The following is a 25,551-nucleotide window of genomic DNA, read 5'->3' on the forward strand; positions in this document are numbered from 1 at the left end:
TTTTGGACGCTGGATTCTGGATAGTTTAGATTTTTTCATTTCTATGATCCAGTATCCAGAATCTTATGTCTAAAATCCCCTAATTTTCTGGCCATATCGCGGGCGCCGTTGGCGACGAAGGTGGCGTCGGCTCCACAGGCAATGAATCGTATTCCGAGTTGGTGGTAGTTGTGGTACTCTTCGGGATTGAAGAAAAGAATTCCCACGGCTTTTTTGGCCTTCTGAGCGGCATTGATCGTTTCCCGAACGGCTTCCTTGAATCGGGGATGGTCGAACTGCCCGAAAATACCAAGCTCCATCGAGAGATCGGCGGGGCCGATGAAGAGCACGTCCACGCCGTCGAGAGCGGCTACTTCGTCAAGGTGGTTGAGTACTTCGGCGGTTTCGATCTGCACGACGCCCAGCAAATTTTCACGGGCATTTTGGTAATAGCTGTCAAAATTCTGCGCAAACTGGGTAGCGCGCACCATTTTGGCTACGCCCCGGTGTCCATGCGGCGGGTAGTGTAGCCCGCTCACTACTTTCCGAGCTTCGGCCGGGTTACTGACTTTGGGGCACATGATACCTTCCGCACCCATATCCAGGACCCGATGAATGCGCTGGCTTTCGGCGCTTTCCACCCGTACGATAACTCCGGCGGGGGTACTTTCCAGAGCTTGCAGCTGCGCTAGTACGTCCTTTTCGGTACCCGCGCCGTGTTCAAGATCGATCAGTACCCAGTCGAATCCGGACAAACCCACGATTTCGGCAGTGAGCGAACTACCTAGGTTGAGCCAGCAGCCGTGGAGGGTTTCGCCGTTTTGTAATCTCTTTTTTAAGTTTTTCATATACCCGTAAAGGCCCGAATTCGGTCGCCTTACTTCTTATCCCACCAAATTCGGGTATCGAGCAGATTCGGTCCCTGTCGGCTGATGGCCTGTTGCACATTATCCTTATTAACATTCAGTTCAGCGTCGGTGTAGGTCAATCGGCGGATAAAGGGTTCGGTTTTAAGATCGCTGCCGGGGTACGGATTCGGAGCCAGCACAGGGTACCCACTGCGGCGGAAATTGGCCCAGGCCTCGGGTCCGTTCAGGAAGGAAGCCACCCAGTACTGGGTATTGATTTGTTCCAGCTCGCTACCCGCCATGAGCGGGTGTGCCGCCAGGTAGGTGTTGATGGCCGCGGCCGGAACGGCCGTATTGGCACCATAATCGGCAAGCTGTTCCATATGAGCCCGGATTCCTTTGGCAAAAAAGTCGGCCGGATCGCCGGTCGTCCACTTGCGGAAGGCTGCCTCAGCTAGCAAGAGTTCGGTTTGTGCGTAGGTGACCATATAACTCGGAGCCAAAAGGCTGGCCATGCGGGTACGGTCCAACTGGCTGTAGTCCCACAGACTGGCCAGTTTTTTGGCGGCCACCGCCGAACTGATTGTGGTATTGTCATATCCTTGCGGAGCGCCGATTTGCACATCGGGCGTACGGTTGGCTCTGGCTTCTACCTGCTGGGCTCCGCTGGTGGCACCCACGTACCGAACCGCGATGGAAGACAGGCGGGGATCATTGTTCGTCTTGAGATAGTCCACAAAATCTTCCGAGAGATAGAAGAAAGCCGACTGACCACCGTTGAGCTGCGAGCCCACGGGATTGGTAAAACTGGCGTTATGGCGCAGCATGGCATTGTCGGCGTTGGATTGCATCACGCCGCCCGCCACAGCTTTGGCCACGTATTCGGCGGCTTTGGTCGCATTGATTTTGGAAAGCCGCATAGCGGCGCGCAACAGAAGCGAATAACCCAGGCGCTTCCATTTGACGACATTTCCATCGTACAGCAAGTCAGTAGCTACCTTGGCTTTGGACGCATCCAGCGCCGCCGCAGCGGCATCCAACTCGCTCAAAATGTTGTTATAGACCGATTCCTGGGTGTCGTAAACGGGTTTATCGACCCCTTCGAGGTAGCTTTTTCCGGCCTGAGTATAGGGAATATCGCCGTAGGTATCCGTAAGTACCATGAACGAGTAGGCCTGCCAGATACGCGCCATATTGTACAGGTTGGAGCGCGCGGGTACGTCCTTCGTTTTGGCAATAACATCCGTCAACTCTTTGATATTGGTCTGGTAAAAGTTGTTCCAGTTTCCGGCGGCGACGCTACGGTTGTCCTGATTGAAATTAGCGGCAGATCCCTGGCCGCTGAACGGGGTAATCATCTGCTTCACGATCGTGGTTTCGTAGCTCAGGTTTCCATAGCCAGGCGCACTGTTGACGATGGCTGTATTGAGTTGATAGCCAGGGTCCACGCTCGTGAGGGCCACGGGGTTCACATTGAGTTCATCAAATCCTTTATCGCAGGAAGTAGCACACAGGCAGATCGCGATAATCCAGAGGTAGTTCTTGATATTTTTCATAATCTTTTGATTGCTATCAGCCTAAAATTTTACATTCAAATTGAACCCCATGCTCCGCGTGATGGGCAGTCCGGTGGCTTCGAGGCCGATCAGGTTGTCCGAAGGAAAACCAAACTGCTCGGGGTGAATATTGGGTACCCACTTTTTCAGCACCGCCACGTTGTTGGCCACGGCATTAAGGCGCAGCCCTTTTACAAACTTGACCGAAGTCAGGAATCGCGTAAAATCGTAGCCCAATGAAATCTGCCGCAATTGCCACAGTCCGGCGTTATACACGAAAGGTTCGGCGATGTTCTGCGAGCGTACGGTTTCGTAGTAAGCCTGTACCACCGATTTGGTCTGGTTAGTTTCGCCGTTGGGATTGACCCCATCGCCAATCACAAACCCTTCCTCGCGTCCGGCCAGCGTAGCCTTATGCAAGCCGTGCCGCCAGGCATTGAAATTGGTACCCGAAATCATTTTATGACCTAGTTTGAAATCGATCAGGAACGACAGGTTGATGCCTTTGTAGGTAAAACTGTTCGTGATTCCGCCTACCCAGCGTGGTACCGCGCTTCCGAAGGCGATTTGGGTAGCGGTGCGAAGCGGACGACCGTTCCCGGCATCGAACACCTGGCGACCCTGCTCGTCGCGCAGGTACCCGAAGCCGTACAACTGACCCAAAGGCTGGCCAACTACCTGGCGCAATTCGCCCGAGAAGTCCCCAGTACCCACGGTAATAGAATTATCGCTCACATCATCGCCGAGGTTAAGTACCTTGGTCTTATTATAAGCGCCGTTGAAGATGGCATTCCAGGTAAAATTCTGGGTCTTTACAGGCATTACATTCACCAGCATTTCCCAGCCCTGATTCCGGCTTTCGCCTACATTGATTAGTTGGTTGAGGTACCCGCCCGCATTGGAAGTCTGGGCGCGGAGAATCTGGTCGGAGGAGAGCTTGTCGTAGTAGGTCAGATCTACCCCCAAGACAGAATTGAACAGCTTCAACTCAATTCCGAATTCTTTCTCGGCTACCCGCATGGGTCGCAAATTGGCATTGGGCACCGTGGAGCCGCTGATGCTGGCCAGGGTCTGGGCGACCCCGGTAGGTGAGGCAAATTGCTGGGAATTGATGCTGTAAAACAGGTTGTTGGCATAAGGCGACACATCCGTATCGCTTCCCACCTCGGCGTAGCCCGCCCTGATTTTACCAAAATTGATCCAGGCTGGCAATGAAGAAGCAAAGGCTTGCGAAAAGACAAAACTGGCAGTAATGGAAGGATAAAGAATACTCCGGTTGGCGGGCGATAGCGTGGAAAACCAGTCGTTACGGGCGGTACCATTCAGGAACAGGAAATCCTTAAAAGATACTTCGGCCGAAGCATAGAGTGAATTGACCTTGCGCTCGGAAAAATCATAGATCGGATCGCGCTGCCGACCGTTGCCAATAGTGTACAGGCCACGGCTGTAGAAATCCTGCACCAGCACATTATGACGGCTGATGCGGCGGTACATCTGGTTACCCCCTACATTGAGATTGATACCAATCACGCCAAAAGTACGGTTAGCCCCCAACAGAAAATCGGTGTTGAGTTCGCGCACATTGCGGTCATCCTGAACATACTGGCCGTTGACGAATCCGGCGGGCGCGGCGGGCTGCCGCTGCGAACCTGTGGGTAGGTTATAGTCCTGCTCCCGGGAGTAATAGTCCTGTCCGATCCGCCCCTGCAAAAACAGCCAGTCGGTGAAGTTGTAGCGGGCAGTCAGGTTACCGAATACCCGGTCGTTACGGATGTTGTCGAAGCGTTTGAGGGCAAAGTAGGGGTTGGTGCGGTTCGTGAACCTGGACCATACTATTTCGTTGCCATTTTCATCGGAGGCGTACTGCTTCAACAAATCCAGCGGCATGGAATTAGCCATGTTGAAGAGTACGACCGGACTATAATCCTGTTCGGCAATATTGGGTGGATTCTTGCGGTACTCGTTCGAGTAGTTGATATTGCCTGACACCGTTAACTTCTTGGCTACCGTCTGCGTGAAGCCCAGGTTGATGGTTCGCCGGTCATAGCCCGAACCGGGCAGAATGGTCTTGTTACTGAGATTGGAAGCCGAAAGGCTGAAGCCGCCGTTTTCACCGCCCGAAGCCAGGGTAATGGTATTGGTAAAGGTCGAACCCGTCCGGTAGTAGTCCGTGATCTGATGCCGCTGGGGTACGTAAGGCACCTCCACGTTGTCGAACAGAATCTGGGTCATGCCAGGCTGAAATTTTTCTCCAAAACTCCATTGGCCTGACGTCGGGAAGGCACTGGTAGGCCGCACCCCATTTTCACCTTGTCCGTACTCATACTGATAGTCGGTGTAGTCGAGCGGCGTATCGGAGGTAAAATTGGTATTGTAAGTCAGCGAAACGCCCGAACCCGAACCCCGGTTTTTGGTGGTGATCATGATGACCCCGTCTTTGGCACGTGATCCGTACAGTGCCGAGGCGGCCGCGCCTTTCAGTACCGTCAGGTTCTCGATGTCGTCGGGGTTGATGCTGCTGAGGCCATCGCCGCCGTCAGAAGTACGGTTGCTGCCGCGCTCCGAAACGTCGCCGCGCGCGCCATTGTTGGTATTGTCGATGGGTACCCCGTTGACCACGATCAGCGGGGAATTGTTACCCCCGAAGGACGACTGGCCCCGGATACGAATTTTACTGGTTCCGGCCGGCCCCGAGCCCAGCGAGGTAATGTTTACACCCGCCATTTTGCCCTGCAGCGCGTTCATGAAATTGGCCGTGCGGTTGATCGTCATTTCTTCCGTAGGTACCGTGGCCGTAGCGTACCCGATGCTTTTGGCCTGTTTCTTGATCCCCAGCGCCGTGACTACGACTTCCTGCAATGCTTTGCTCTCCGGTTCCAACGAAACCGTCAGGTTTGTCTGGGTACCTACCGTGATTTCCTGGCTCTGGTAGCCTACATAGCTGAACACCAGTACCGTTGCTGCATCAGGTACCTCTAGCTGGAACGCCCCGTCGGCGTTGGTAGTCGTGCCGCGCGTGGTACCTCTTACCAGCACGCTCACGCCCGGAAGACCGTTACTATTTTCATCCACTACTTTACCCCGAACGGTTTGATCGACATCTTCCACCTGGACAACCTGAACCAGAGTTGGTGCCTGAAGGGTTTCAGGGAGCTTCTCGGTCGTAGCCAGTGCCTGGGAAGTAGTTTCAGCGGATTCACTTTTCTGAGTGGACTTCTTTTCAGCGACGATCACATACGTCCCGGCTTTTATTTTCCGGTAGTTAAAAGGCGTTGCCCGCAATATCCGCTCAAGATTCTGCTCGACACTGGCCTTGAAATCCACTAATTCGGTAGCTACCGTGATGTCCCCGACCAGTCCGCCTTCGAACAGGATATCTACCCGGTAGCGGGTTTTCAGTTCGTTGAGTATCCCACGCAATTTCTGCCGGGCGGGCTGGGTACTTTCGCGTTTTTTCTGCGGGAGTTGGGTGACGCTCGCCAGATCCTGGGCGGCGGCGGGTTGAGCGAGCCCCATACAGGCCACCAGCAGCAAACTCGCCCATCGGGGCGGTGGTAGTGATTTTTTCATTGCGCAATTTGATTAAGGGTTTAGGAATATTGTTTCTCTGGAATCAATGGTTCGGATTTTACCCGAAGACCCCGTCACTACCTCTGCTGGCTTCTGAATACGGATTGCTTTTCCCACTATTATATTTCCGCCAGCGTCACCACGTCGTTCGCTCTATTCATTTTGAGATTAAAAATCCGGCACACGATTTCCAGCAACTCCTCGGAGCTTTCGGCGCGGAACGAGCCTACCAGGGTTCGCCTCGCCAGGCGTTCTTCCGGAATCACCACCCGCACCCCGTAGGTTTCCTGCATCATCTCCGCAAACTCGGCCAGGGTCGTATCTTCGAATACAAAGCGGTGGTCTTTCCAGGCCGAATAGTCCGTTGGGGTATCCGTAGCCTTTTGCTCGAGATGATTGTCACGGTCCAGGGTGACCAGATCCCCCGGTTTCATCAGGAACTGCCTTTGCGCGGTACCTTCGCGGTAGCGGAGCTGCACTTTTCCCCGGTTCAGGATCACCTTGGACTTATGGGAGCGCGCATAGACCGTAAATTCCGTACCCAAAACCACTACCTCAAGCCCTTTCCCCGTGCTCACCACAAACCGTTGGTCGTCGGGCCGATGCGCCACATCGAAGTTGGCTTCCCCCGTCAGAAATACTTCCCGGGTACCGTGGCCAAACCCAAAACGGGGTACCCTAAGCGATGAATTGGCGTTGAGAACCACCTGGGTTCCGTCATTCAGCTGTAGGGTTTTGGTTTCACCATAGGCCGATGTATGAGTTTGGTACAGAATGTTGTTCTTGAATAGAAAGCCTGCGGCCAGCAGCACAACGGTGAGGGAAGCGGCGACCAGCCAGGCACGGGGTAGTAAGCGGCTGGTCGCCGGGAATGCTTCGGGCATGAGCGTTTCCTGGGGGCGGTCGGCCAATTCCCTGAAACGATCCGTCGCCGTATCGACGTCCACAAGGTACTGCGGCTGCTGGTATTCGTATTCCACCAGCCATTGGTAGAACAACTCCTCGTGGGCCGGATCTTTCACCCATTCATCGACCCACTGTTTCTGCAAAGCGGTCGATTTCCCCGACAGGTAGGTGAAAATGAATTCCTTGTTAATAACTGCGTTCATTGGTACTGCGTGAATGGTGGACTCTACCCTTAAAGTTTACGTCGGGTACGCACTGACTCGGGTATTCGGTTCTTTACAATTGCCACTTCTCTTTCAAAAGCTCACGCACAAACTGATTGGCGCGGTGGAGTTGCACGTCGACGGTTTTGACCGAAAGATGGAGTTCGTCGGCGATTTCCTGATACTTCATCCCGTCAAATTTCCGCATGAGGTAGATGCGCCGCCGTTCCAGCGGCAGCCGGTTTACGGCTTCCTCCACGTCGTGATACAGCTCTTCGTACTGGCTGATCTGATCGGGCTGTTGCTCGTTCAGAATGGGCTTTTGGGCTACCTCTCGCAGCTCGGCCTTCCGACTCAAATCCCAACGCAGGTAGTTGTAGGCGCGGTTGCGTACGGTACGAAATAGGTATAAACGGTAGGAAGTCGATATTTCCAAAAATCGGTTCTGGGTGTAGAAATCAAGAAATATTTCAGAAACCAGATCCTCAGCCACCTCCCGGGAACCCACGAACTTTACGGCATGGGTACACATGGGCTGATAGTAGCGCTTGTAGAGCAGTTCGACGCCGAGCCGGGGGTTTTCTTCCAGATTTTTTCGAATGAAGCATTCGTCACCCGTAGCGACAGGCGGATCAAAGGCGGGGGTGCTCAGAGCAAGGGGCCGCTTGGGGTACCTTGCATCATTCCCATTCGCATTACGGCTCGGGTAGGCTTGCTCCATAAATTCCTTGCTATTGTCTGGATCAGGGCTGAATCATTCAAGGGTGGACCGTCTGATACAAGACAAGCAAAGGGCTGGAAAGTCCTTACACGAATAGGAAAATATTTTTATTTTATTTGAATATCCTCATTTTGGCAACAGGAGTTAGCCATTAGAACATCATCTACTATGTTAGATGTCCGAAGATAAATTTCACGGTCACGGCATCAGAGGTACCTTAAAAAACGCCAATACATTATCTGTGTACAGTTCAGGCACTTACAAGCTTGGCTTGGCGGGTGGATTTCGTTTGGAGTAATAGGGATTTTTGTCATAAAGGCCGGCAAAGCGATCATCTTTCAAATAATTGAAGCGTCGGGAAAGCACGGGCTCGCCGTCGATGATCAGAATCTGCTCGTCGGCAGGTACCCGTTTGAGTTGGGGTATTTCCATCCCCGACACCTGGGAAAACTGAGCCAGGGTAGTTTGGGAAGGCTGGCCAAACAACTGCAGTACCCCGCAATTGTCGATTAGTTCGGCCCATACGACCGGAAAACTCTCCTTCAACTGGCTGATTGACTGCCAGAAAGACCAGGCCCGCACCCCGTACCCTCGGCCTACCGAATGGATGGTGCGGAGGTATTCGAAATTACCCAGCAGACTGGTTTCATCAAAAATAAAGAGCGTGGGGAAGTCCGGAATTTGCTGGCGGCACATCGTGCCCATGATCAGGGTAAAAAAATACAGTTTTACCAGACTGGCGTGGGAGTGCATGCGGTAGGGCGGAATGACTATGTAAATCGTCATGGGCTTGGCACCTTCGATCCAATCGCTGATCGGGAAGCTCGACGGCCGGGAGATATTGGCAAGCAGACTTTCGGCCGATAAAGTTTTCAGGAACGACTGGGCGGTTGCAATCACGCCGCCCCGCGTCATATCGGGCATCTGGAGTACTGACGAGATTTCACCGTACGCCATTTTACTCACTACCGCTCTCGAGTCCAGCAAAGTCGCGCAGGAATACACTATATCATCGGCAAAAAGGATTTTATACACCGAATCGAGGCTTTTTTCCAGATCAGGACACGTAGCGACGTGGGCGATAATCCCGGCCAGAAAGCCCCGCCCGGAATACTCCCAAAAGGGGTCCTTATTGTGTGTGCTGGCACTGTAACCCAGCTGGCTGGCGATAGTTTGGGCATCCTGATCCGGCTGGGCGATCGACATATTGAACACGTCGAACACATTCACATTGTCGTTGGAGGGTATGCCCGGTACATTGAACGGATTCAGCACGTATACCTCATGGCCCATGTCGATGCGCCGCATGGCCGTGGTAAAAAACTGCTCGCCCTTGGGATCAAACACCACCACCGAACCGGGATGGGTCAACAGCGCGGGAGTAATCACGCTCACCGATTTACCGGCTCCGGTATTGGCAAAGGTAGCCAAGTGCGCCTCTCCGCCATACTCGACCAACGGCTCATTCCCAGCCATTGCGGTACTGCCATCGGGTAGGGACGGTTGAAAACCGACCACCCGGTTTTTGGTGTGGGACTGAGAATCGTAGCCCAGGGGTATCTTCGATGTGATCATGGTGGAAGCGGTTTTTAGTATGTGTATTCAAGAAAATAAATATACCGTTCTGCCCGCACATCCCTCAAAAGACCGCCAAGTATTTTCAAAAAAAATTTGAGCTACCTTTGAGTCTACGCCTCCTGATCTGGACTTATAGTACAGACTTCCTTTCGCCCGAATCAGATTATTCCAATTATTCCCAAATTTTTAGGGCCATTTCTCTATAAATTTAATCGTTTAGGATAAATTCGGCTTCCTTAAATCCGCTAGTACCCTCATGAACTTCTTCGACCAGGAAAAGAGAGTCCGCCGCTCACGGGAGGGCGCCAGGGTTTTTGTCCTGCTGGCCTCGCTCACCGTACTCATGCTTTCGGGTAGTGCCTACTTTACGCCAGAGGTACCCAGGGCAAATCCTCTTGCACCGTCGGTGAGCCTGTCCAAACGACATGTGTTGGCGGACTCCGACTTTGTCAATCCGTGGACCGGGCCTACGGAAGAACAGCTGGCCAGGCTCGATCCTGCGCGGCAGAAGCAAATCCGCTACGGACGTGAACTCATCGCCCACACAGCCGAGTACCTGGGCCCCAAAGGTTCGGTACGGGCCATCTCGAACGGTATGAACTGCCAGAACTGCCACCTGCAGGCAGGTACCCAGCCCTGGGGCAACAATTACTTTGCGGTGGAATCAGCCTATCCCAAATTCAGATCGCGGTCGGGTACGGTGGAAGGTCAGGTGAAGCGGGTCAACGACTGCCTGGAACGCAGCCTTAATGGGAAAGGACTTGATTCTACCAGTCGCGAGATGCAGGCTATTCTGGCGTATTTCAAATGGCTGGGTACTGAGGTACCTAAGAAAACGATACCCCGTGGTACGGGACTGTATAAATTGAAAGTATTGGATCGGGCCACAGACCCGGTTCGGGGAAAAGAGGTATATGTACAGAAATGCCTGAGCTGCCACCAGGCCAATGGGCAGGGCATACTGGCGGCAGACGGCAAAAGCTATACCTACCCACCTTTGTGGGGTCAGCATAGCTACAATGTGGGCGCCGGGCTGTACCGTATTTCGGCTTTCGCGGGCTTTGTCCGGTTCAACATGCCCTTTGGAGCTACCTACGAGCATCCCCAACTGACCGATGAGGAAGCCTGGGATGTGGCGGCCTACGTCAATTCCCAGCCGCGTCCGACCAAAGATTTACGGGGCGATTGGCCCGATGTGGCCGCCAAGCCTTTTGATCATCCCTTTGGCCCCTATGCGGACTCATTCACCGAAAAGCAGCACAAATATGGCCCCTACGGTCCGATTCAGGCCTGGATGGCTGCCCATAAAAAGTAACGATTCGCCTTTATCGAAGTACTGATCCATGCAATGCACCCGTACCTTAGGGTATCTTTTAATCGTATTCTTTTCAATTTGCCCAAAATCCGGTTTTGCCCAAAAGCAGGTTGTGCACCAAAGCCTCTACTGGATTCGCTACTACAATCTCCTGAATTTTAATTCAAAATGGAGCCTGCATACCGAAATTGATACCCGGCATTTTTTTGTCAACAGTCGTCAGCACCAGTTAATCATCCACAGCCGGGCTTCCTATCGGCTCAACGAAACCTGGACTCTCGCCGCCGCTTTGACCTACTCGGGACAAAAACCGCAGTACCCCGATACCTACCCCCGGCCCGTCACTCCGGAGCTACGGGCCTGGCAGGAAGCCGCCTACAACCAACCCTTCTTAAGAAATTTTGCGCTGAACTACCGGATACGGGTTGAGGAACGTTTTCTTTCGTCACACCCCGGCCCTTTTGAATTTGCAGAGCCGCATGCTTTTATTTTCCGGCACCGCTACCGCGTGCAACTGGGCTATACCATCAAAAAGGCAAACCTGGCTCTCAGGGCATCCGAAGAGCTTTTTCTCAATAATTTCCAGGGTACCCTATTCGACCAAAACCGGGGGTATTTTTCCGTGGAAAAACGCTTCAATCCGGCACTGGCCGTTGAGGTAGGGTACATGAAGATCTATCAGAAAGCCCGTACGCCCGATCTTTACTTCCAGCGCGACAACCTCCGGCTGACCCTGCTCCATACCCTCCGGCCGCAGTGAGGAAAGAAAAATAATGGTAGTTTATTAATTTGTTTGGTACATTAGCTTTTCCCACGTAAAGGCTTAGTAACCAACCCTCACTCCTACCCTATGCAACTCCAAATCGAAAATCTGAGTAAAACCTACCCGAATGGCGTTCAGGCGCTAAATGACGTTTCCCTTACTATCCAGCAAGGCATGTTTGGATTGCTTGGCCCCAATGGCGCGGGCAAGTCGTCGCTGATGCGCACCATCGCTACCCTACAGGAACCCGACAGTGGTACCATTCAGCTGGGCGATATCAACGTACTGACCCAAAAGGACGAGGTGCGCAAAACCCTGGGGTACCTACCTCAGGAATTTGGTGTGTACCCCAAAGTGGACGCCGAAACCCTGCTGGACCACCTGGCGGTACTAAAAGGCATTACCAACCGCAGTGAACGCAAGGAAACGGTAAAGGCCCTTTTGCAAAAAACCAACCTATACGATGCCCGCAAGAAAAACTTGGGCGGGTACTCGGGCGGGATGAAGCAGCGGTTTGGTATCGCGCAGGCGTTGCTGGCTAATCCCAAACTCATCATCGTGGATGAACCCACCGCTGGACTCGATCCGGCCGAACGCAATCGTTTCCTGAATCTTCTGAGTGAAATCGGGGAAAATACGATCGTCATTCTTTCCACGCACATCGTGGACGATGTCAAAGAGCTCTGTTCCGATATGGCGATCATTAATCTGGGCAGGGTACTGTACCAGGGAAGTCCGTCGAAGGCGCTGGAAGCCATCAAAAGCCGGATCTGGGAAAAGCGGGTACCCAAGCCTGAGCTGGAAGCCTTGCGGAACACGCACACGGTTATCTCCGAAAAATTAGTGGGCGGAGTTCCCGTAGTACACATACTCTCTGACGGCTATCCCGGCGCCGACTTCGAACCCGTGGAGGGTGATCTGGAAGATGTATATTTCTCCTACATTTTTGGGGAGAAAGTGGAAGCCTGATTCTAATGGAAAACACTTATTCATAAAGCTATTTGCCATTGGCTATCAGCTATTAGCTCCTTTTAACCCTCCCCTACCATGCTTCAAGAAATCATTCGCTTCGAACTGGCCTACCGCAAAAAGCGGCCCGCCACCTACCTCTACTTCGGTATCATTTTCCTGTTGTGCTTCTTTGCCGTTACCTCCAAGTATGTCGTCATTGGTGGGGTAGCCGGGGGGCAGATTAAAGAAAATTCGCCGTACAATCTGTCCTTCATGACAGTCATCATGACCTTTGCCCTCACCTTCATCACGTCGGCGATCATGGGGGTTCCTGTCCTGCGCGACTTCGATCATAAGACCGATTCGCTGATGTTTTCTACGCCGGTTTCCAAATTCGCGTATTTGTTCGGGCGATTTTTTGGTTCCTTCTTGGTCACGATTCTGGTATTCAGTTCGGTTTGGGTAGCTTTCATGCTGGGGTTTGCTGTGGGCAAGCACCTACCTTGGGAACCCTCCTGGGCCGCCAAAGAAATGTTCCCCTTCAATTTCTGGGCCTACATCCAGCCGTTTCTGACGCTGGGCCTGACTAACTTGTTCATTCAGGCGGCCTTATACTTTGCCGCGGGTACCCTAAGCCGCAAGACCATTGTCATCTACGTGCAGGGCATTGTGCTGCTGGTTTTATACCAGATTGCGGATACGCTGCTGGAAGACATCGACAACAAGACCCTGGCCGCGATGCTCGACCCATTCGGTTTCCGGGCTTTTCAGATTTACACCGAATACTGGACGCCGGCCCAGAAAAATACCCAGATGGTACCCTTGGAAGGGGTACTTCTCTGGAACCGACTGCTCTGGATGGGCATAGCCGGGTTGATTATGCTGGGTACCTACTTCGGGTTCAGTTTCAGCGTGGTGCGCAAGAGCTGGCGCAAGGCCAAAGCCATCGTAGCTGAGAAAACCCGTTTCAATCCCGAGACTATTCGCATCCCTTATGTCAACCAAATCCTGAACGCGGGCAGTTACGCCCGGATGCTTTGGCAGCAAGCCAAATTCTACGCCGGGATGATTGTGAAAGACGTACCCTTCATCGGCATCGTAGCGGTGGGATTGATCAACCTCATTGTCAGCTCATTCTACTTCGACGATATGTACGGTACCAGCTCCTACCCGATCACCGCCAACGTACTGGGGCTGCTCAATGAATTCGATCTGTTCTTCCTGATCATTACCGTTTTTTATTCCGGCGAGATCATCTGGCGCGAACGGGCCGTGAACATGAACCTCATCCTGGACGCCCTGCCGGTACCCGATTGGGTCGGTCTCACGGCCAAATTCCTCGGCCTCATCATGGTGTACTGCGTGCTATTGCTCATCCTGATTGTGGTCGGCATGGGTGTGCAGGCGGCTTTGGGGTATTTCAATTTTGAAATTGGCCTGTATTTCAAAACTTTGTTTACCTCTACCCTAGCCTTTTTGTTGGCCTATACCCTGCTTTCGTTTTTCGTACAGGTCATGTCCAACAACAAGTTCGTAGGCTACGCGCTGATGTTTGTGTTTTTCATCATCACCTTCACCATCGGTGCCATGGGTATTCAGCACCCGCTGTTTATGTTCAACAGCGGCGGACTGGGCGAGTACTCCGATATGAACAAATACGGCCATTTTTTTACAAGGTTTTCCTGGCTGAAACTGTACTGGTTCGGCTTCGTGGCACTGCTGTTTGTGTTGGCGGTTCTCTTTGCCGTACGGGGTACCGACACGTTGATGAAAACCCGGCTCAACCTGTCGCGCTACCGCCTCACGCGCCCGCTGCTAGTGAGTCTGTTTGCTTCGGTAATTTTATTCGTCGGCACTGGATTTTTTGTGTACTACAACACCAACAAACTGAATACCTACCGCACAAGTGAAGAAGAGGAGCAAATGGCGGTGGATTACGAAAAGGCACTCAAAAAGTACCAGTATGTACCCCAGCCGCGGATTGTCGAATCGAACTTGAAAGTGGAAATCTACCCCTCGCGCCGCGATTTTACCGCCGAGGGCTTTTATTGGTTGAAAAACAAAACCCAAAAGCCCATCGCCGATGTCCATATTCAGGAGAATATCCAGGAGAATGTAAAAACCGATTACCTGCGGTTTGGCAACGGCGGAGCCAAGGTAACAAAGGACTGGAAAAACTTCGGCTACACCATCTACCGATTGGCCGCGCCACTGGTACCGGGCGATTCGGTGAAAATGGATTTTAAAGTGAATTTCACGACAAAAGGCTTTACGTCGGGCGGGGGCAATACCAATGTGGTCAACAACGGTACCTTCTTCAACAACACCTACTTTCCCTCGTTAGGCTACGCCGAAGAAGCCGAACTGGGCGACGACGATCTCCGCCGCAAGTACAAGCTTCCCGAAAAAGAACGTATGATGGAGCAGACCGACCCGCGCGGACTCAGTCAGAGTCTGTTCGGTGATGATGCAGACTACATTCGCTTCAAAATGGTGATCGGCACCGAGCCTGATCAGATCGCCATCGCGCCGGGCTACATCCAGAAAGAATGGACGGAAAACGGCCGCCGCTACTTCGATTACGAAATGGACGTACCGATGGTCAATTTCTATTCCATCGTGTCGGCCCGCTACGCCGTGAAGCGTGATACCTGGAAGAATGCCGACGGCAATCCCGTGAATCTTGAAATATATTACAACAAGGGACACGAGTACAATCTGGATAAGATGATGGAGTCAATGAAAAAATCGCTGACCTACTACTCCAAAAATTTCAGTCCCTACCAGTTCCGGCAAATGCGGATTATGGAATTTCCGCGCTACGCCAGTTTTGCGCAGTCGTTCGCTAATACGGTACCTTTCTCGGAGGGTATTGGTTTCATCCAAAAGGTCAGAGATCCGGACGAGGATTTGGATATGCCATTCTACGTAACGGCGCACGAAGTAGCGCACCAGTGGTGGGGGCACCAGATTCCCGAGGCCAGCGTGAAAGGCAACGCCATGCTGTCCGAAACCCAGGCGCAGTACTCGGCCCTGATGGTGATGAAACATACCGTTCGGCCCGAACTGATGCAGAAATTTCTGAAATACGAAATGGATAGGTACCTGAGCGGACGGGCGATGGAGCGCAAGAAAGAACAACCGATGGCGCTGACCGAGGGTCAGGATTATATCCATTACCGCAAAGGTTCGGTGATTATGTTTGCCTTGCAGGATTACATCGGCGAAAACAAAGTAAATACCTCCCTGCACAATTTCGTGTCTGACTGGCAGTACCCCGGCCCCGATTCCAAGCACCAAAGGTACCCCACCAGCCGCGACCTGATTGGGTACTTCCGCGCCGAAACACCCGACTCCTTGAAGTACCTGATCCACGACTGGTTCGAGACGATTACGCTTTACGAGAATAAAGCCACCGACGCCAGCTATGTGAAGAAAAACAACAAGCAATACGAAGTGACCCTGAAATTCACCTCCGAGCTATTCCGGGCCGACAGCGCGGGTAACGAAAAGCCCCTACCCCTGAACACCCAATGGATCGACGTGGGTGTGTATACCCAAGACAAGGATGGCGAGGATAAATTGCTGTACCTGAAAAAGCACCGCGTGACCAAAAAGGACAACACCGTGACGGTGATGGTACCTGAAAAACCCACCAAAGCCGGTGTGGACCCCATCAATAAACTCATTGACCGCCACCCGGAGGATAATACGAAGACCGTGAGTGAAGGGGGCGTTTGAGAAGAGGTACCTCATTCAGAGGTACCCTTCCTGAGTTTTTAACCAAAACAGACCGCTAGGCGCCTATCAGTCTGTTCTTGTCTGCTGGATACTAGTCGATCAGTAAGGTGCTACTGCTTTTCAAAATCAATTTTTTCAATTCCCCGACTGAGTCCTTTCCAAACCATTTTTCTCTTGTCAGGAAATACTTCCAGGTTGAAATTATCATTAATCAAACCCAGGTATTCCAGGAAATTCTCCTCGGGCTCAACGACATGGTCTACCTTAGAATTATATTGAAATAATAAGACTGCTTGGGGTCCCTGCTTTTTTTCAATCCAACCGTAGTGAACCAGAAGATTAAATTTTATGGGATAAATTTTCTTTTTATATTCGATAGTTCCCTCGAATTCAAAATACTGAGAGTACACTTGACGGCTACTGCGCACCACCGTCAAGGTAGCTAAGTTTTGAAATGTAGTGTCTTGATAAATCCCTATCTCGCTTTGTCGATTATAGGATTTGTATTTCACATCGACCTGACGTAGATTCCACCGCCCCTCCAACTGAGGGGTAAGTTCTTTCATTAGGTCGATGCTGGCTTGATCGTAATTGATTTTGGGCACCAACACCACATTTTCAGGAGTACATCCCATTAAAGTTAGACTGAGTATTGTCAACCCTATAAAAAGATATTTCCCTTTCATGTTGCGCTCTTTTTTGTATCCAAACAAAATTAAACGAAAAGGTACCTTTTACAAATTAAAAAATGACAGGTTTTGAAATTGGTTCTACCCTTCTTTTTCTAAAAACAAAATCCCTGAATGATAGCTGTCATTCAGGGATCATTAACATTTTACTCCTTACTATATTTCAATAATCATTAATACGGCATCCTTTGAAAGGGATTCAAACTCTACTTCCTCAACTCGCCAAAGGGCCAGTTCGGGGTACCCCTAAGAACGGTCTTATTTCCCAAACCAGTAGCCCGCCGTCAGGGCCAGGATACGGTTATAGGTTTTGACTGTAATGTTCTCCTGGGGTATTACACCAGTTAATCCGTGACTGTAATTAATTCCAAACTGTACTCTATTTATCTCCACCCCAAGGCGGCATTCAGACCATAGTCCATTCGCTTGTACACATTTCCCACGTAGTTGCTCTGTTTGCCCAAAACAAACTTGATTTTTTGATCTTCCAGAATATCAGAATCCGTTTTGAATTTTCCGGTGATGCCGATTCCGACGTAGGGACCTACTCCGCCATACCACCGCCAGGATTCCCCAAGACTACCTTTATACAAGAATAACACAGGAATTTCTGCGTAGATAAGCCTGAAAATGGCTCTTGTACCATCTTCCCTCTGTCCATTCTGATCTCGAATATCCAAATCCGTGCTGGAACCTTTGGAATTGATAACCAAGGACGGTTGAATTGAAAAATGAGAGCTTAGTCCTAAATCCGCCATTAGCCCGGCTTGGTACCCTACCAGGGGATCGAAGGTCACTGCGTCCAAGTGAAGATTCGAGGCATTGGCGCCGGCTTTTACACCAAGCCGTACCTGTGCCATGGTACCCTTGCTGATCAATAAACTTACTACGAAGAGTAACGAGGGGATAATACGACCCATAGTATGATGAGGTTTAGCTTTTTACACAAAACGCGAATCGTATTCTCTCAGTATTCTTTACAGCGAAATTCATAAAAAAGTAACCCCTGGAAATGAATTTCCAGGGGTTAGGTACCTATACAAAATCTTGTTGTGCTAAATCCCCGATCCTCGGATTAAGCGCAGGATAATAGCAATGACAGCAATTACCAGCAGAATGTGAATGATGTTGCCCATGCCGAAGCTATCGAATCCCAAAAATCCAATAAGCCACAGAATAATCAAAATAACGGCAATCGTATACAGGATATTTCCCATCGTTGTGTTTGGTTAGAGTGAACGATACGTGTTACGCACCTACCCTACAAAGGGAATACCAGCCCAGTGTTTTAACCAATATACGTAATAAATCTACCAAATCTCTACATATTGGCAGCTAGGGTTTCAACAATTGTAGAGTAACTACCCCAATACGGGCGAACGGCCTTGTGCCAGCTGGTTTACGGGCCAGGATTGGCTTGCTTCAAGCTTTGTTAAAAGAGCTTCATCTGCAATCCTTCGCGCCGGAACTGACTGAGATCATACCTGGGAAAGCCACGTCCGCGGAGATATTTTTTACGGGCTACGGTGTGCAATCCCCGGATGTATTCAGCAATCGGCCCTTCGCCGATCATGCGCAGTCCCCAGCGGCTATCGTTCAGTTGCCCCCCGTGACAAGCCTTTATCTGGTTCAGCACTTTTTCGGCGCGCTCGGGGAATGTTTTCCAAATCCAGTCTTCGAACAGTTCGGCTACCGCGCCGTTGAGCCGTACCACCGTGTAACCCGCATCCAACGCACCTGCTTCGGCGGCAGTCTCGATCAATTGGGGGATTTCGTGATCGGTCAGGCCGGGAATGATGGGGGCGGTCATCACCCCCGTAGGTACCCCCGCTTCGGTCAGTTGGCGAATGACGTTGAGCCGCTGCCGGGCCGTGACGGTACGCGGTTCCATCATTCGACGGAGGTCTTCGTTTAGCGTTGTGAGGGTAATGTACACATGTACCAGACTGAGCCGCGCGAGTTCGGTCAGTAAGTCAATGTCTCGCAAGATCAGGGCATTTTTGGTGATGATTGCCACGGGATTACGGTATTTCAGGCAGACTTCCAGCATCCGGCGCGTGAGTTCGAACCGGCGTTCGGCGGGCTGATAACAGTCGGTGTTGCCCGAAAGCGCAATGGAAGCCGGTAACCATTTGGGCGACAGGAATTCTTTTTCCAGCAATTGTGGGGCATTTTTCTTGACCATGATCTTGCTTTCAAAATCCAGCCCCGCCGAAAAACCCCAGAACTCATGCGAATTACGGGCATAGCAATAAATACAACCATGCTCACAACCCTGATAGGGATTGATGGATTTCATCATGGGTACATCCGGGCTTCTGACTTTGCTGATGATCTTTACGGGCGTTTCTGTATAAAACTTCGTCTGCAAAGCTGGCATCTCTTCGTAGCCAGGGTCCATCCCTTCGTCGGGCTCATAGTGGAGGGTCTGGTTGGGATTGGCAGTGTTTTTCTGAGCACCTCGTCCTTTGCGATAGGGTAGTTCAGGCTGATCCATGAAAATTATTGTCTTTATGTTTAAAATCAAATATAAATAGTATTTTACTTTAAACATATTGCTTCTTGAATATTCTGAGTCGGGACGGAATGAAAATTTGCGTGGCTACTTTATGGCTCGTATCTTTTGGCTATGAAAAAAAGTTTATTTTACCTGCCTGTTATCGGCCTATTCCTGGGTTTCCTTTCGAAGAGTTTCGCGCAACCTGCCACGGATTCTTTTCTGACCAATTTATTGGCAAAAAATCCCAACCCTATTTTTCAGGAAGTAATCCGGCATCCCGAAAAGTACCGTCTACAGATCATCTACACCCAAATCGACCGCGACCGGCGGAACAGGCCCACATTCACCAACTACCAATTCAACGTAGACAGTACCTTCTATTTCAATCCGGCCTCAACGGTAAAACTACCCCTGGCGATGCTGTCCTTGGAAAAACTCAATCACATGAAGGTACCCGGCGTCGATAAATTCACGGCCATGCAGTTCGATAGTGCGTTCAGCGGTCAAACCCGCGAATGGCGGGATGAAACCTCGCCGACGGGGTACCCTTCGATCGCTCATTTGATCAGGAAAGCCTTTTTGGTGAGTGAAAACGATCCGTACAGCCGCATGTACGAGTTTGTGGGGCAGCAAACGATCAACCGGACTTTGCACCAGAAAGGGTACCCTGATACCCGCATCACGCACCGCTTCGTACGCATGACGCCCGATGAAAACCGCCATACCAATCCCGTTCGGTTTATTCGGGAAGATGGCTCGCTTATTTATTCCCAACCCGCCGCTTACAATTCCGACCCGTTCGATTTCAGCCGGCTCGATACGTTGGGAATAGGGTACCTTACCAGCGGCGATAGCCTGGTACAGAAACCTTTTGATTTTTCAGGGCGAAACAAACTACCGCTGGAATCCCTGCATACACTCCTGGAATCGGTGCTTTTTCCCGAGTCGGTACCTGCCCATCAGCGCTTTGACCTCACGCCCGACGATTACAGCTTTTTGTACCAGTACCTTTCGCAGTTTCCCGGCGAAACGAATTATCCCAAGTACGATGCCGAACAATACTACGACAGCTACGCCAAATTTTTTTTCCAGGATAGTCTGCACCATCAGGTACCCAAGGGGGTGCGGATTTTTAATAAGGTGGGTTGGGCTTACGGCTTCCTGACCGATGCTTCCTACGTGGCCGACTTTCAAAACGGGGTAGAGTACCTGCTGTCTGCCACGGTCTACGTCAACCGCGATGGGATACTAAACGACAATCGGTATGAGTATGAAACCGTAGGTCATCCGTTTTTATATCAGTTGGGTCAGACCATCCATCAGTACGAACTGACGCGGAAGCGCAAGTACCGTCCCAATTTGGATCGGTTTGCTATTTCCTATGAAACCCGTACGCAGGATGCCCGCCCCATCGTGCGGGATGTCGATAATTGAAGTGCCTACCTACTAACCTATTCCTAACCAATTTCCTCCCATGAAACCCCTATCGTTTCTGTTGCTCTGTATGCTCGTATTTCCTTCCTATGCCCAAACTCCCGTTCGCATTGCCGTGGTTGGCCTGAGCCACGGGCACGTGGGCTGGGTGTTTAACCGAAAAGATAAAAAAGACACCGAACTGGTGGGTATTTATGAAAAAGACAAGGCGCTGGCCGACCGTTTCATCAAACGCTACAACCTGGATCCCAAGCTGTTTTTCGACGATCTTGGCAAAATGCTGTCGGCGACCAAACCCGATGCGGTTACTGCCTTTGGTCCTATCAATGAGCATGTGGCGGTAGTACGGGCAGCCGCTCCGCTGAAGGTACACGTGATGGTGGAGAAACCCCTGGCCACTACTTACGCCGATGCCCTGGAAATCGCGGCCCTGGCGCAACGCTATGGGATCAAAGTACTCACCAACTACGAAACGTCCTGGTATGCCAGTAATCAATACGTGCAGCAAATGGTCGAGGACGGTAAATTGGGCGAAATCCGTAAGGTAATGGTCAATGACGGGCATCAGGGCCCGCGTGAGATCGGCGTAAGCGACGAGTTCTTTGCCTTCCTGACCGATCCGGTCAAAAATGGCGGCGGGGCAATTACCGATTTTGGCTGCTACGGTGCCAATCTGATGACCTGGCTGATGAAGGGCGAAAAGCCGCTTTCGGTTACTGCGGTGACGCATCAGAACAAGCCCGAGATCTACCCAAACGTAGACGACGAGGCCACTATCATTCTGCAATACCCCAAGGCACAGTGTGTCATTCAGGCTTCGTGGAACTGGACCTTCGGACGTAAGGACATGGAAGTGTATGGTACCCAGGGATATGCTGTGGCAGTGAATGCGACCATGGTTCGGCAACGCTTCCAGGAAAAAAGTCCGGAAGAAACCCTTAAACTGGAACCTCGGCCTGCCCCTTACCTCGATCCATTTTCGGTACTTGCCGACGTTGTGCAGGAACGGTTGACGCTGGATAAGAACGATTTATACGGGTTGCCCGTCAATATAACGGTAGTACAAATCCTGGAAGCTGCCCGTAAATCCGCACAATCGGGCAAAAAGGTAATGATTAACTGATTGGGCCAAAATATTTGTATTTCAAAAAAAACCAACAATAATCAACTAATAATCAAATAATTAACCTTATTTATTGTATATATTTACCATAGGGGCTACCCTATTATTTTAAAATAAATTAGGAGTTATCATTTTAAAGCTCCTACTTTGTACTCTATTTTTTATCTATACAAAACAATACAATGCAAGAAGGAACAGTTAAGTTTTTTAATGACACCAAAGGATTTGGTTTCATCTCTCCAGTCGATGGTGGTCAGGACATTTTCGTACACGTATCCGGCCTGGCCGACGATATCCGCGAAAATGACCGTGTGTCTTACGACGTAGAACAAGGAAAAAAAGGTCTAAATGCAGTTAACGTAAAAGTTATCTAATATTTATTCAGGGTAATTTGAAGGGGCTTACCAATCGGTAAGCCCCTTTTTTTGTGGTCAGCATTAAATCGCAGTAAAAACCGCCGGAGGCTGAGATTTTACCGTAAATCTTCTTTGAAACTATCCTTAGCCAGCCGCACCTGCAAACGCAGATTGACAGAACGGTCATTGGGATTGTTCCGACCGCCGGAACCAATGCTTATTCCACCGCCTCCAAAGCCTCCTCCACCGTAGCCGAAACCACCGCTGCCCATCCCCACACTGATATTCGGTGAAATACCTGATCCCAGGCCGCTGCTACCTTCGGTCTTGATGGCTACATCCAGTACTTCGGCCTGACGGGCTGTGGCATTCAGCCGCTCAAAGGGGATGGAAAGTTGCTCGGTGAGTTCCTGATTTTCGTCCAGCGCAATGTGAGCCCGGATACCCGTTTGGTTATCGACCAGATTGACAAACCGCTCACCCTGCCGGTCTTTCCAAAGCGCTTCTTTGTTGAAAGCCTCCAACATCCGGTTCAGACTCAGGCTATTGGGTAGGTCGATCTGCATTTTTTGTAATGCCTTTTTATCGTCGCGTGTTACAACCGGGAACACCAGCGAGTAGTCGTCCCGTTGATTGCCAGGGCTGAAAGTCACCCGCATGCCGCTGGTGAGGATTTGCTTTACAGTAAGAGGATCACGGGTTTTGAGCGTGATATAAACGTATTGCTCGTCATTGATGACACCATACCGCAGCCGTGATTGCTGGTCCAGACCGTCCAGTTTACCCTGATCGACGTACGTAAACGGGGCATTCCATTTGGATTCGTACGGGATGGTTTTGGAGGAATTGCATCCGGCAAGAACCAGGGCTGTTAATACTAAAACACTTAAAATTTTCATGGTACTATTCATAGATTAGTGGGTAAGTTCACATTCAGGGAATTTAACGTTGCAATCGGCATAACCGTACAATTCCGGCCTAAAATTGGTGGCAATTCCTTTCTGATTCGCCTCTGTTGAAAAAGAAAGGCACTATTTTGAAAATAGCCCGAATTAGCCTATACTTGAAGGTAACCCTCTCAGAATGAAAAAAATCTACCTGTTTGCCTTCATCTCTAGCCTAACTACATTGAACCCTTTTGGGGTAAAAGCTCAGGAGCGTTACCCCACTCCTTCCATGCAGGTAACTCCGACCGAGGTACCCTTTACCATCGACGGTGAACTGATTGAAACGGAATGGGGCCGGCACCTGGTTACCGATCAGTTCTGGCAGTACTTTCCAACGGATTCGCTGAAAGCTCAGCATCGCACGGAGGTATATATGACCTACGATGAAAATTTTCTTTATATCGCCGCCCAGTGCTATGCCGACGGCAACAAGTTCATCGTCCCCTCCTATCGGCGCGACTACCGCGCAACGGGTAATGACAACATCAGTTTTGTGTTCGATACTTTCCAGGATCAGACCAACGCTTTCCTGTTTGGCATGAATCCGTTCGGTGTCATGCGCGAAGCCCTTATCTCCAACGGTGGTTCCGATACGCAGTTCTTCAATACCTACTGGGACAACAAATGGCAGGGAAGCGCCAAAATGTACGATACCTACTGGACGTGTGAGCTTAAAATTCCTTTTAAAACCCTGCGGTTCATTGACGGAAGCACGTTCTGGAATTTTATGTGTTACCGCTTCGATTCCCAGAGCAATGAGCAGTCTACCTGGGTGCGAATTCCGCAAAATCAGTTGATTTTCAACCTGGCATTCACCGGAAAGATGGAATTTGAAAAACCGCTCAAAAAACCGGGGGCCAACCTGGCCTTCATCCCCTACGTGCGGGTCGGCGGAGCGGCCGATCATTTGAAGGTACCCCGCCTGCGAACTCCGCTCAATTCGGTGGGTGCCGACCTGAAGGTAGGTATCACACCGGGACTAATTCTGGATGCTACCATCAATCCTGATTTCTCGACCGTGGAGGCCGACAGGCAGGTTCAGAACCTTACGCGGTTTGACATTTCGCTCTCTTTCCCCGAGCAGCGGCAGTTCTTCCTCGAAAACTCCGACCTGTTCGGTACCTTCGGCAGTCAAGAACCCGTTCTTTCGGGCCTGGGCAATCAAAACTTTACGCCCTTCTACTCCCGGCGGGTTGGCCTGGAAGTAGACACCACCACGGGTACCTATACGCCCATCCGCATCGTGTCGGGTGTACGGTTGAACGGCAAAATCAGCAAAAGCCTACGGGTCGGGCTGCTCAATATCCAGGCCGCCCGCGACGAAGAGCGCGGCATCTCTGACGCCAATACCACCGTGGCGGTTATACAGAAAAAACTATTCAGTCGCTCCAATATTACCGCCATGCTGGTAAATAAGGAGGTTTTCAATCCGGTGGTCGGACAGGACCGTTACAACCGGATAGCCGGACTTGAGTACAATCTGGCCTCGCCCGACAACCGTTGGCAGGGCAAGGCCTATTACCACCAGGCTTTTACTCCCGGCAACCTGGATAAAAAATTCAGTACCGGCGCTTCGCTGGTGCGCAATATGTACCGCTACCAGGTGGTATGGAACCACTTCTACATTGGTGAAGGCTTTGAGGCTGAAGTAGGGGTGGTACCCCGCCGGAATGTATTTCGGATCAATCCCCGCTTTCTGTTCAATTTCTACCCCGGCAATCGTTTTATCAATAAACAGTCTGTGGGTGTAAGCTATGAGGAATACCGCAAACTGAATACCGGTCTCACTGACCAGTCCATCGGCATAATCGGAGAAATCACTACCAGCCGGAACGCCGTTTTCACCTGGCAGGTAGCCAATAACTATACCGTGCTGCTGGCCAATTTCGACCCAACCCGCAGTGGTAACCTACCCCTCAGGCAGGGAACCAGTTATCGCTACACCAACGCGCAGTTCAATTACATTTCGGATCGGCGGAAACTGATATCGCTGGAAATGAAAGGAGTCTTTGGCCAGAATTTCAACGGGGTGATTGCCAGTCTGACCGGTGCCGTCATTTATCGTTTCCAGCCCTATGGTACCCTCAATCTGAATTATAGCCTGAGCCACATCACCACCGCCCACGGCAAAGGCAACTTGCTCCTCATCGGTCCGCGGACGGATGTGACTTTCACGCGGAGTCTGTTCTGGACCACCTTTTTTCAATACAACAACCTGACCAACAACATCAACCTAAACAGCCGTATCCAATGGCGTTTCCGGCCCGTATCGGATTTTTTTCTGGTGTATTCCGACAATTACTTTGCGGATTCGTTCCTGGTCAAGAACCGGGCCATCATCGCCAAGCTCACCTACTGGCTTAATTTATAG

The 25,551-nt window shown here is 51.0% G+C and carries 19 protein-coding genes; 8 read left to right on the forward strand and 11 right to left on the reverse strand.

The window, feature by feature from the left end:
• Positions 1-41: 41 nt before the first annotated feature.
• The 6 genes from GBK04_RS01605 to GBK04_RS01630 all read right to left on the reverse strand — a co-directional run bounded on the left by GBK04_RS01605 (position 42) and on the right by GBK04_RS01630 (position 9,358).
• Positions 42-827: an HpcH/HpaI aldolase family protein gene (locus GBK04_RS01605; protein ID WP_152756265.1), complete on the reverse strand. Its 786-nt coding sequence runs from the start codon at positions 825-827 to the stop codon at positions 42-44.
• A 29-nt stretch (positions 828-856) separates the two neighbouring features.
• Positions 857-2,383 carry a SusD/RagB family nutrient-binding outer membrane lipoprotein gene (locus GBK04_RS01610; protein WP_152756267.1) on the reverse strand — a complete coding sequence of 509 codons (1,527 nt, stop codon included), beginning with the start codon at positions 2,381-2,383 and terminating at the stop codon, positions 857-859.
• 21 nt (positions 2,384-2,404) lie between these two features.
• Positions 2,405-5,953, reverse strand: coding sequence for a SusC/RagA family TonB-linked outer membrane protein (locus tag GBK04_RS01615; protein ID WP_373330626.1), 3,549 nt, complete (start codon positions 5,951-5,953; stop codon positions 2,405-2,407).
• Positions 5,954-6,072: 119 nt separating this feature from the next.
• Entirely contained in the window at positions 6,073-7,062 is a 990-nt protein-coding gene (locus GBK04_RS01620; RefSeq protein WP_152756269.1) for a FecR family protein, read from the reverse strand.
• A gap of 73 nt (positions 7,063-7,135) precedes the next feature.
• The gene (locus GBK04_RS01625) at positions 7,136-7,783 is read right to left on the reverse strand and encodes an RNA polymerase sigma-70 factor (RefSeq protein ID WP_152756271.1); all 648 of its coding nucleotides are present in this window, start codon (positions 7,781-7,783) and stop codon (positions 7,136-7,138) included.
• Positions 7,784-8,041: 258 nt separating this feature from the next.
• Positions 8,042-9,358, reverse strand: a complete 1,317-nt coding sequence (locus tag GBK04_RS01630) for a type IV secretory system conjugative DNA transfer family protein (RefSeq protein ID WP_152756273.1) — start codon at positions 9,356-9,358, stop codon at positions 8,042-8,044.
• A gap of 259 nt (positions 9,359-9,617) precedes the next feature.
• Here GBK04_RS01630 and GBK04_RS01635 point away from each other — a divergent pair, with 259 nt between their 5' ends.
• From GBK04_RS01635 to GBK04_RS01650, 4 genes are all read left to right on the forward strand, one after another.
• The gene (locus GBK04_RS01635; protein ID WP_152756275.1) at positions 9,618-10,676 is read left to right on the forward strand and encodes a c-type cytochrome; all 1,059 of its coding nucleotides are present in this window, start codon (positions 9,618-9,620) and stop codon (positions 10,674-10,676) included.
• A gap of 112 nt (positions 10,677-10,788) precedes the next feature.
• Positions 10,789-11,436, forward strand: coding sequence for a DUF2490 domain-containing protein (locus GBK04_RS01640; RefSeq protein ID WP_373330627.1), 648 nt, complete (start codon positions 10,789-10,791; stop codon positions 11,434-11,436).
• Positions 11,437-11,526: 90 nt separating this feature from the next.
• Positions 11,527-12,408 carry an ABC transporter ATP-binding protein gene (locus GBK04_RS01645; protein ID WP_152756279.1) on the forward strand — a complete coding sequence of 294 codons (882 nt, stop codon included), beginning with the start codon at positions 11,527-11,529 and terminating at the stop codon, positions 12,406-12,408.
• 78 nt (positions 12,409-12,486) lie between these two features.
• The gene (locus GBK04_RS01650; protein WP_152756280.1) at positions 12,487-16,131 is read left to right on the forward strand and encodes an ABC transporter permease/M1 family aminopeptidase; all 3,645 of its coding nucleotides are present in this window, start codon (positions 12,487-12,489) and stop codon (positions 16,129-16,131) included.
• Between the two features lie 110 nt (positions 16,132-16,241).
• On the opposite strand, the gene GBK04_RS01655 is transcribed toward GBK04_RS01650, so the two are convergent.
• From GBK04_RS01655 to GBK04_RS01670, 4 genes are all read right to left on the reverse strand, one after another.
• Positions 16,242-16,817: a hypothetical protein gene (locus GBK04_RS01655; RefSeq protein WP_152756282.1), complete on the reverse strand. Its 576-nt coding sequence runs from the start codon at positions 16,815-16,817 to the stop codon at positions 16,242-16,244.
• A 386-nt stretch (positions 16,818-17,203) separates the two neighbouring features.
• On the reverse strand, positions 17,204-17,740 hold the full coding sequence (locus GBK04_RS01660; RefSeq protein WP_152756284.1) for a porin family protein: 537 nt from the start codon (positions 17,738-17,740) through the stop codon (positions 17,204-17,206).
• A gap of 135 nt (positions 17,741-17,875) precedes the next feature.
• Positions 17,876-18,037 (reverse strand): lmo0937 family membrane protein, encoded by a 162-nt coding sequence (locus GBK04_RS01665; RefSeq protein WP_152756286.1) that lies wholly within the window; start codon positions 18,035-18,037, stop codon positions 17,876-17,878.
• Positions 18,038-18,252: 215 nt separating this feature from the next.
• The gene (locus tag GBK04_RS01670) at positions 18,253-19,317 is read right to left on the reverse strand and encodes a PA0069 family radical SAM protein (RefSeq protein ID WP_152756288.1); all 1,065 of its coding nucleotides are present in this window, start codon (positions 19,315-19,317) and stop codon (positions 18,253-18,255) included.
• A 132-nt stretch (positions 19,318-19,449) separates the two neighbouring features.
• Between GBK04_RS01670 and GBK04_RS01675 the strand changes: the two genes are divergently transcribed.
• The 3 genes from GBK04_RS01675 (at position 19,450) to GBK04_RS01685 (ending at position 22,251) form a co-directional block, all read left to right on the forward strand.
• Positions 19,450-20,754, forward strand: a complete 1,305-nt coding sequence (locus tag GBK04_RS01675) for a serine hydrolase (RefSeq protein ID WP_152756290.1) — start codon at positions 19,450-19,452, stop codon at positions 20,752-20,754.
• Positions 20,755-20,794: 40 nt separating this feature from the next.
• On the forward strand, positions 20,795-21,877 hold the full coding sequence (locus tag GBK04_RS01680; RefSeq protein ID WP_152756292.1) for a Gfo/Idh/MocA family protein: 1,083 nt from the start codon (positions 20,795-20,797) through the stop codon (positions 21,875-21,877).
• Positions 21,878-22,059: 182 nt separating this feature from the next.
• A complete protein-coding gene (locus GBK04_RS01685; protein WP_152756294.1) occupies positions 22,060-22,251 on the forward strand; it encodes a cold-shock protein in 192 nt (63 codons plus the stop codon).
• A gap of 98 nt (positions 22,252-22,349) precedes the next feature.
• On the opposite strand, the gene GBK04_RS01690 is transcribed toward GBK04_RS01685, so the two are convergent.
• Positions 22,350-23,132, reverse strand: a complete 783-nt coding sequence (locus GBK04_RS01690) for a hypothetical protein (RefSeq protein WP_373330628.1) — start codon at positions 23,130-23,132, stop codon at positions 22,350-22,352.
• 184 nt (positions 23,133-23,316) lie between these two features.
• Between GBK04_RS01690 and GBK04_RS01695 the strand changes: the two genes are divergently transcribed.
• The gene (locus GBK04_RS01695) at positions 23,317-25,551 is read left to right on the forward strand and encodes a DUF5916 domain-containing protein (RefSeq protein WP_152756298.1); all 2,235 of its coding nucleotides are present in this window, start codon (positions 23,317-23,319) and stop codon (positions 25,549-25,551) included.

The sequence above is a fragment of the Salmonirosea aquatica genome (assembly GCF_009296315.1).
In the GTDB taxonomy this organism is placed as follows: domain Bacteria; phylum Bacteroidota; class Bacteroidia; order Cytophagales; family Spirosomataceae; genus Salmonirosea; species Salmonirosea aquatica.

Bases quoted from the DNA above. Each gene is read 5' to 3' on its own strand.
- GBK04_RS01690 (WP_373330628.1), bottom strand. From the start codon at position 23,132: ATGAAAATTTTAAGTGTTTTAGTATTAACAGCCCTGGTTCTTGCCGGA.
- GBK04_RS01630 (WP_152756273.1), bottom strand. From the start codon at position 9,358: ATGATCACATCGAAGATACCCCTGGGCTACGATTCTCAGTCCCACACC.
- GBK04_RS01625 (WP_152756271.1), bottom strand. From the start codon at position 7,783: ATGGAGCAAGCCTACCCGAGCCGTAATGCGAATGGGAATGATGCAAGG.
- GBK04_RS01675 (WP_152756290.1), top strand. From the start codon at position 19,450: ATGAAAAAAAGTTTATTTTACCTGCCTGTTATCGGCCTATTCCTGGGT.
- GBK04_RS01650 (WP_152756280.1), top strand. From the start codon at position 12,487: ATGCTTCAAGAAATCATTCGCTTCGAACTGGCCTACCGCAAAAAGCGG.
- GBK04_RS01645 (WP_152756279.1), top strand. From the start codon at position 11,527: ATGCAACTCCAAATCGAAAATCTGAGTAAAACCTACCCGAATGGCGTT.
- GBK04_RS01615 (WP_373330626.1), bottom strand. From the start codon at position 5,953: ATGAAAAAATCACTACCACCGCCCCGATGGGCGAGTTTGCTGCTGGTG.
- GBK04_RS01655 (WP_152756282.1), bottom strand. From the start codon at position 16,817: ATGAAAGGGAAATATCTTTTTATAGGGTTGACAATACTCAGTCTAACT.
- GBK04_RS01670 (WP_152756288.1), bottom strand. From the start codon at position 19,317: ATGGATCAGCCTGAACTACCCTATCGCAAAGGACGAGGTGCTCAGAAA.
- GBK04_RS01660 (WP_152756284.1), bottom strand. From the start codon at position 17,740: ATGGGTCGTATTATCCCCTCGTTACTCTTCGTAGTAAGTTTATTGATC.
- GBK04_RS01680 (WP_152756292.1), top strand. From the start codon at position 20,795: ATGAAACCCCTATCGTTTCTGTTGCTCTGTATGCTCGTATTTCCTTCC.
- GBK04_RS01610 (WP_152756267.1), bottom strand. From the start codon at position 2,383: ATGAAAAATATCAAGAACTACCTCTGGATTATCGCGATCTGCCTGTGT.
- GBK04_RS01685 (WP_152756294.1), top strand. From the start codon at position 22,060: ATGCAAGAAGGAACAGTTAAGTTTTTTAATGACACCAAAGGATTTGGT.
- GBK04_RS01635 (WP_152756275.1), top strand. From the start codon at position 9,618: ATGAACTTCTTCGACCAGGAAAAGAGAGTCCGCCGCTCACGGGAGGGC.
- GBK04_RS01665 (WP_152756286.1), bottom strand. From the start codon at position 18,037: ATGGGAAATATCCTGTATACGATTGCCGTTATTTTGATTATTCTGTGG.
- GBK04_RS01695 (WP_152756298.1), top strand. From the start codon at position 23,317: ATGAAAAAAATCTACCTGTTTGCCTTCATCTCTAGCCTAACTACATTG.
- GBK04_RS01605 (WP_152756265.1), bottom strand. From the start codon at position 827: ATGAAAAACTTAAAAAAGAGATTACAAAACGGCGAAACCCTCCACGGC.
- GBK04_RS01620 (WP_152756269.1), bottom strand. From the start codon at position 7,062: ATGAACGCAGTTATTAACAAGGAATTCATTTTCACCTACCTGTCGGGG.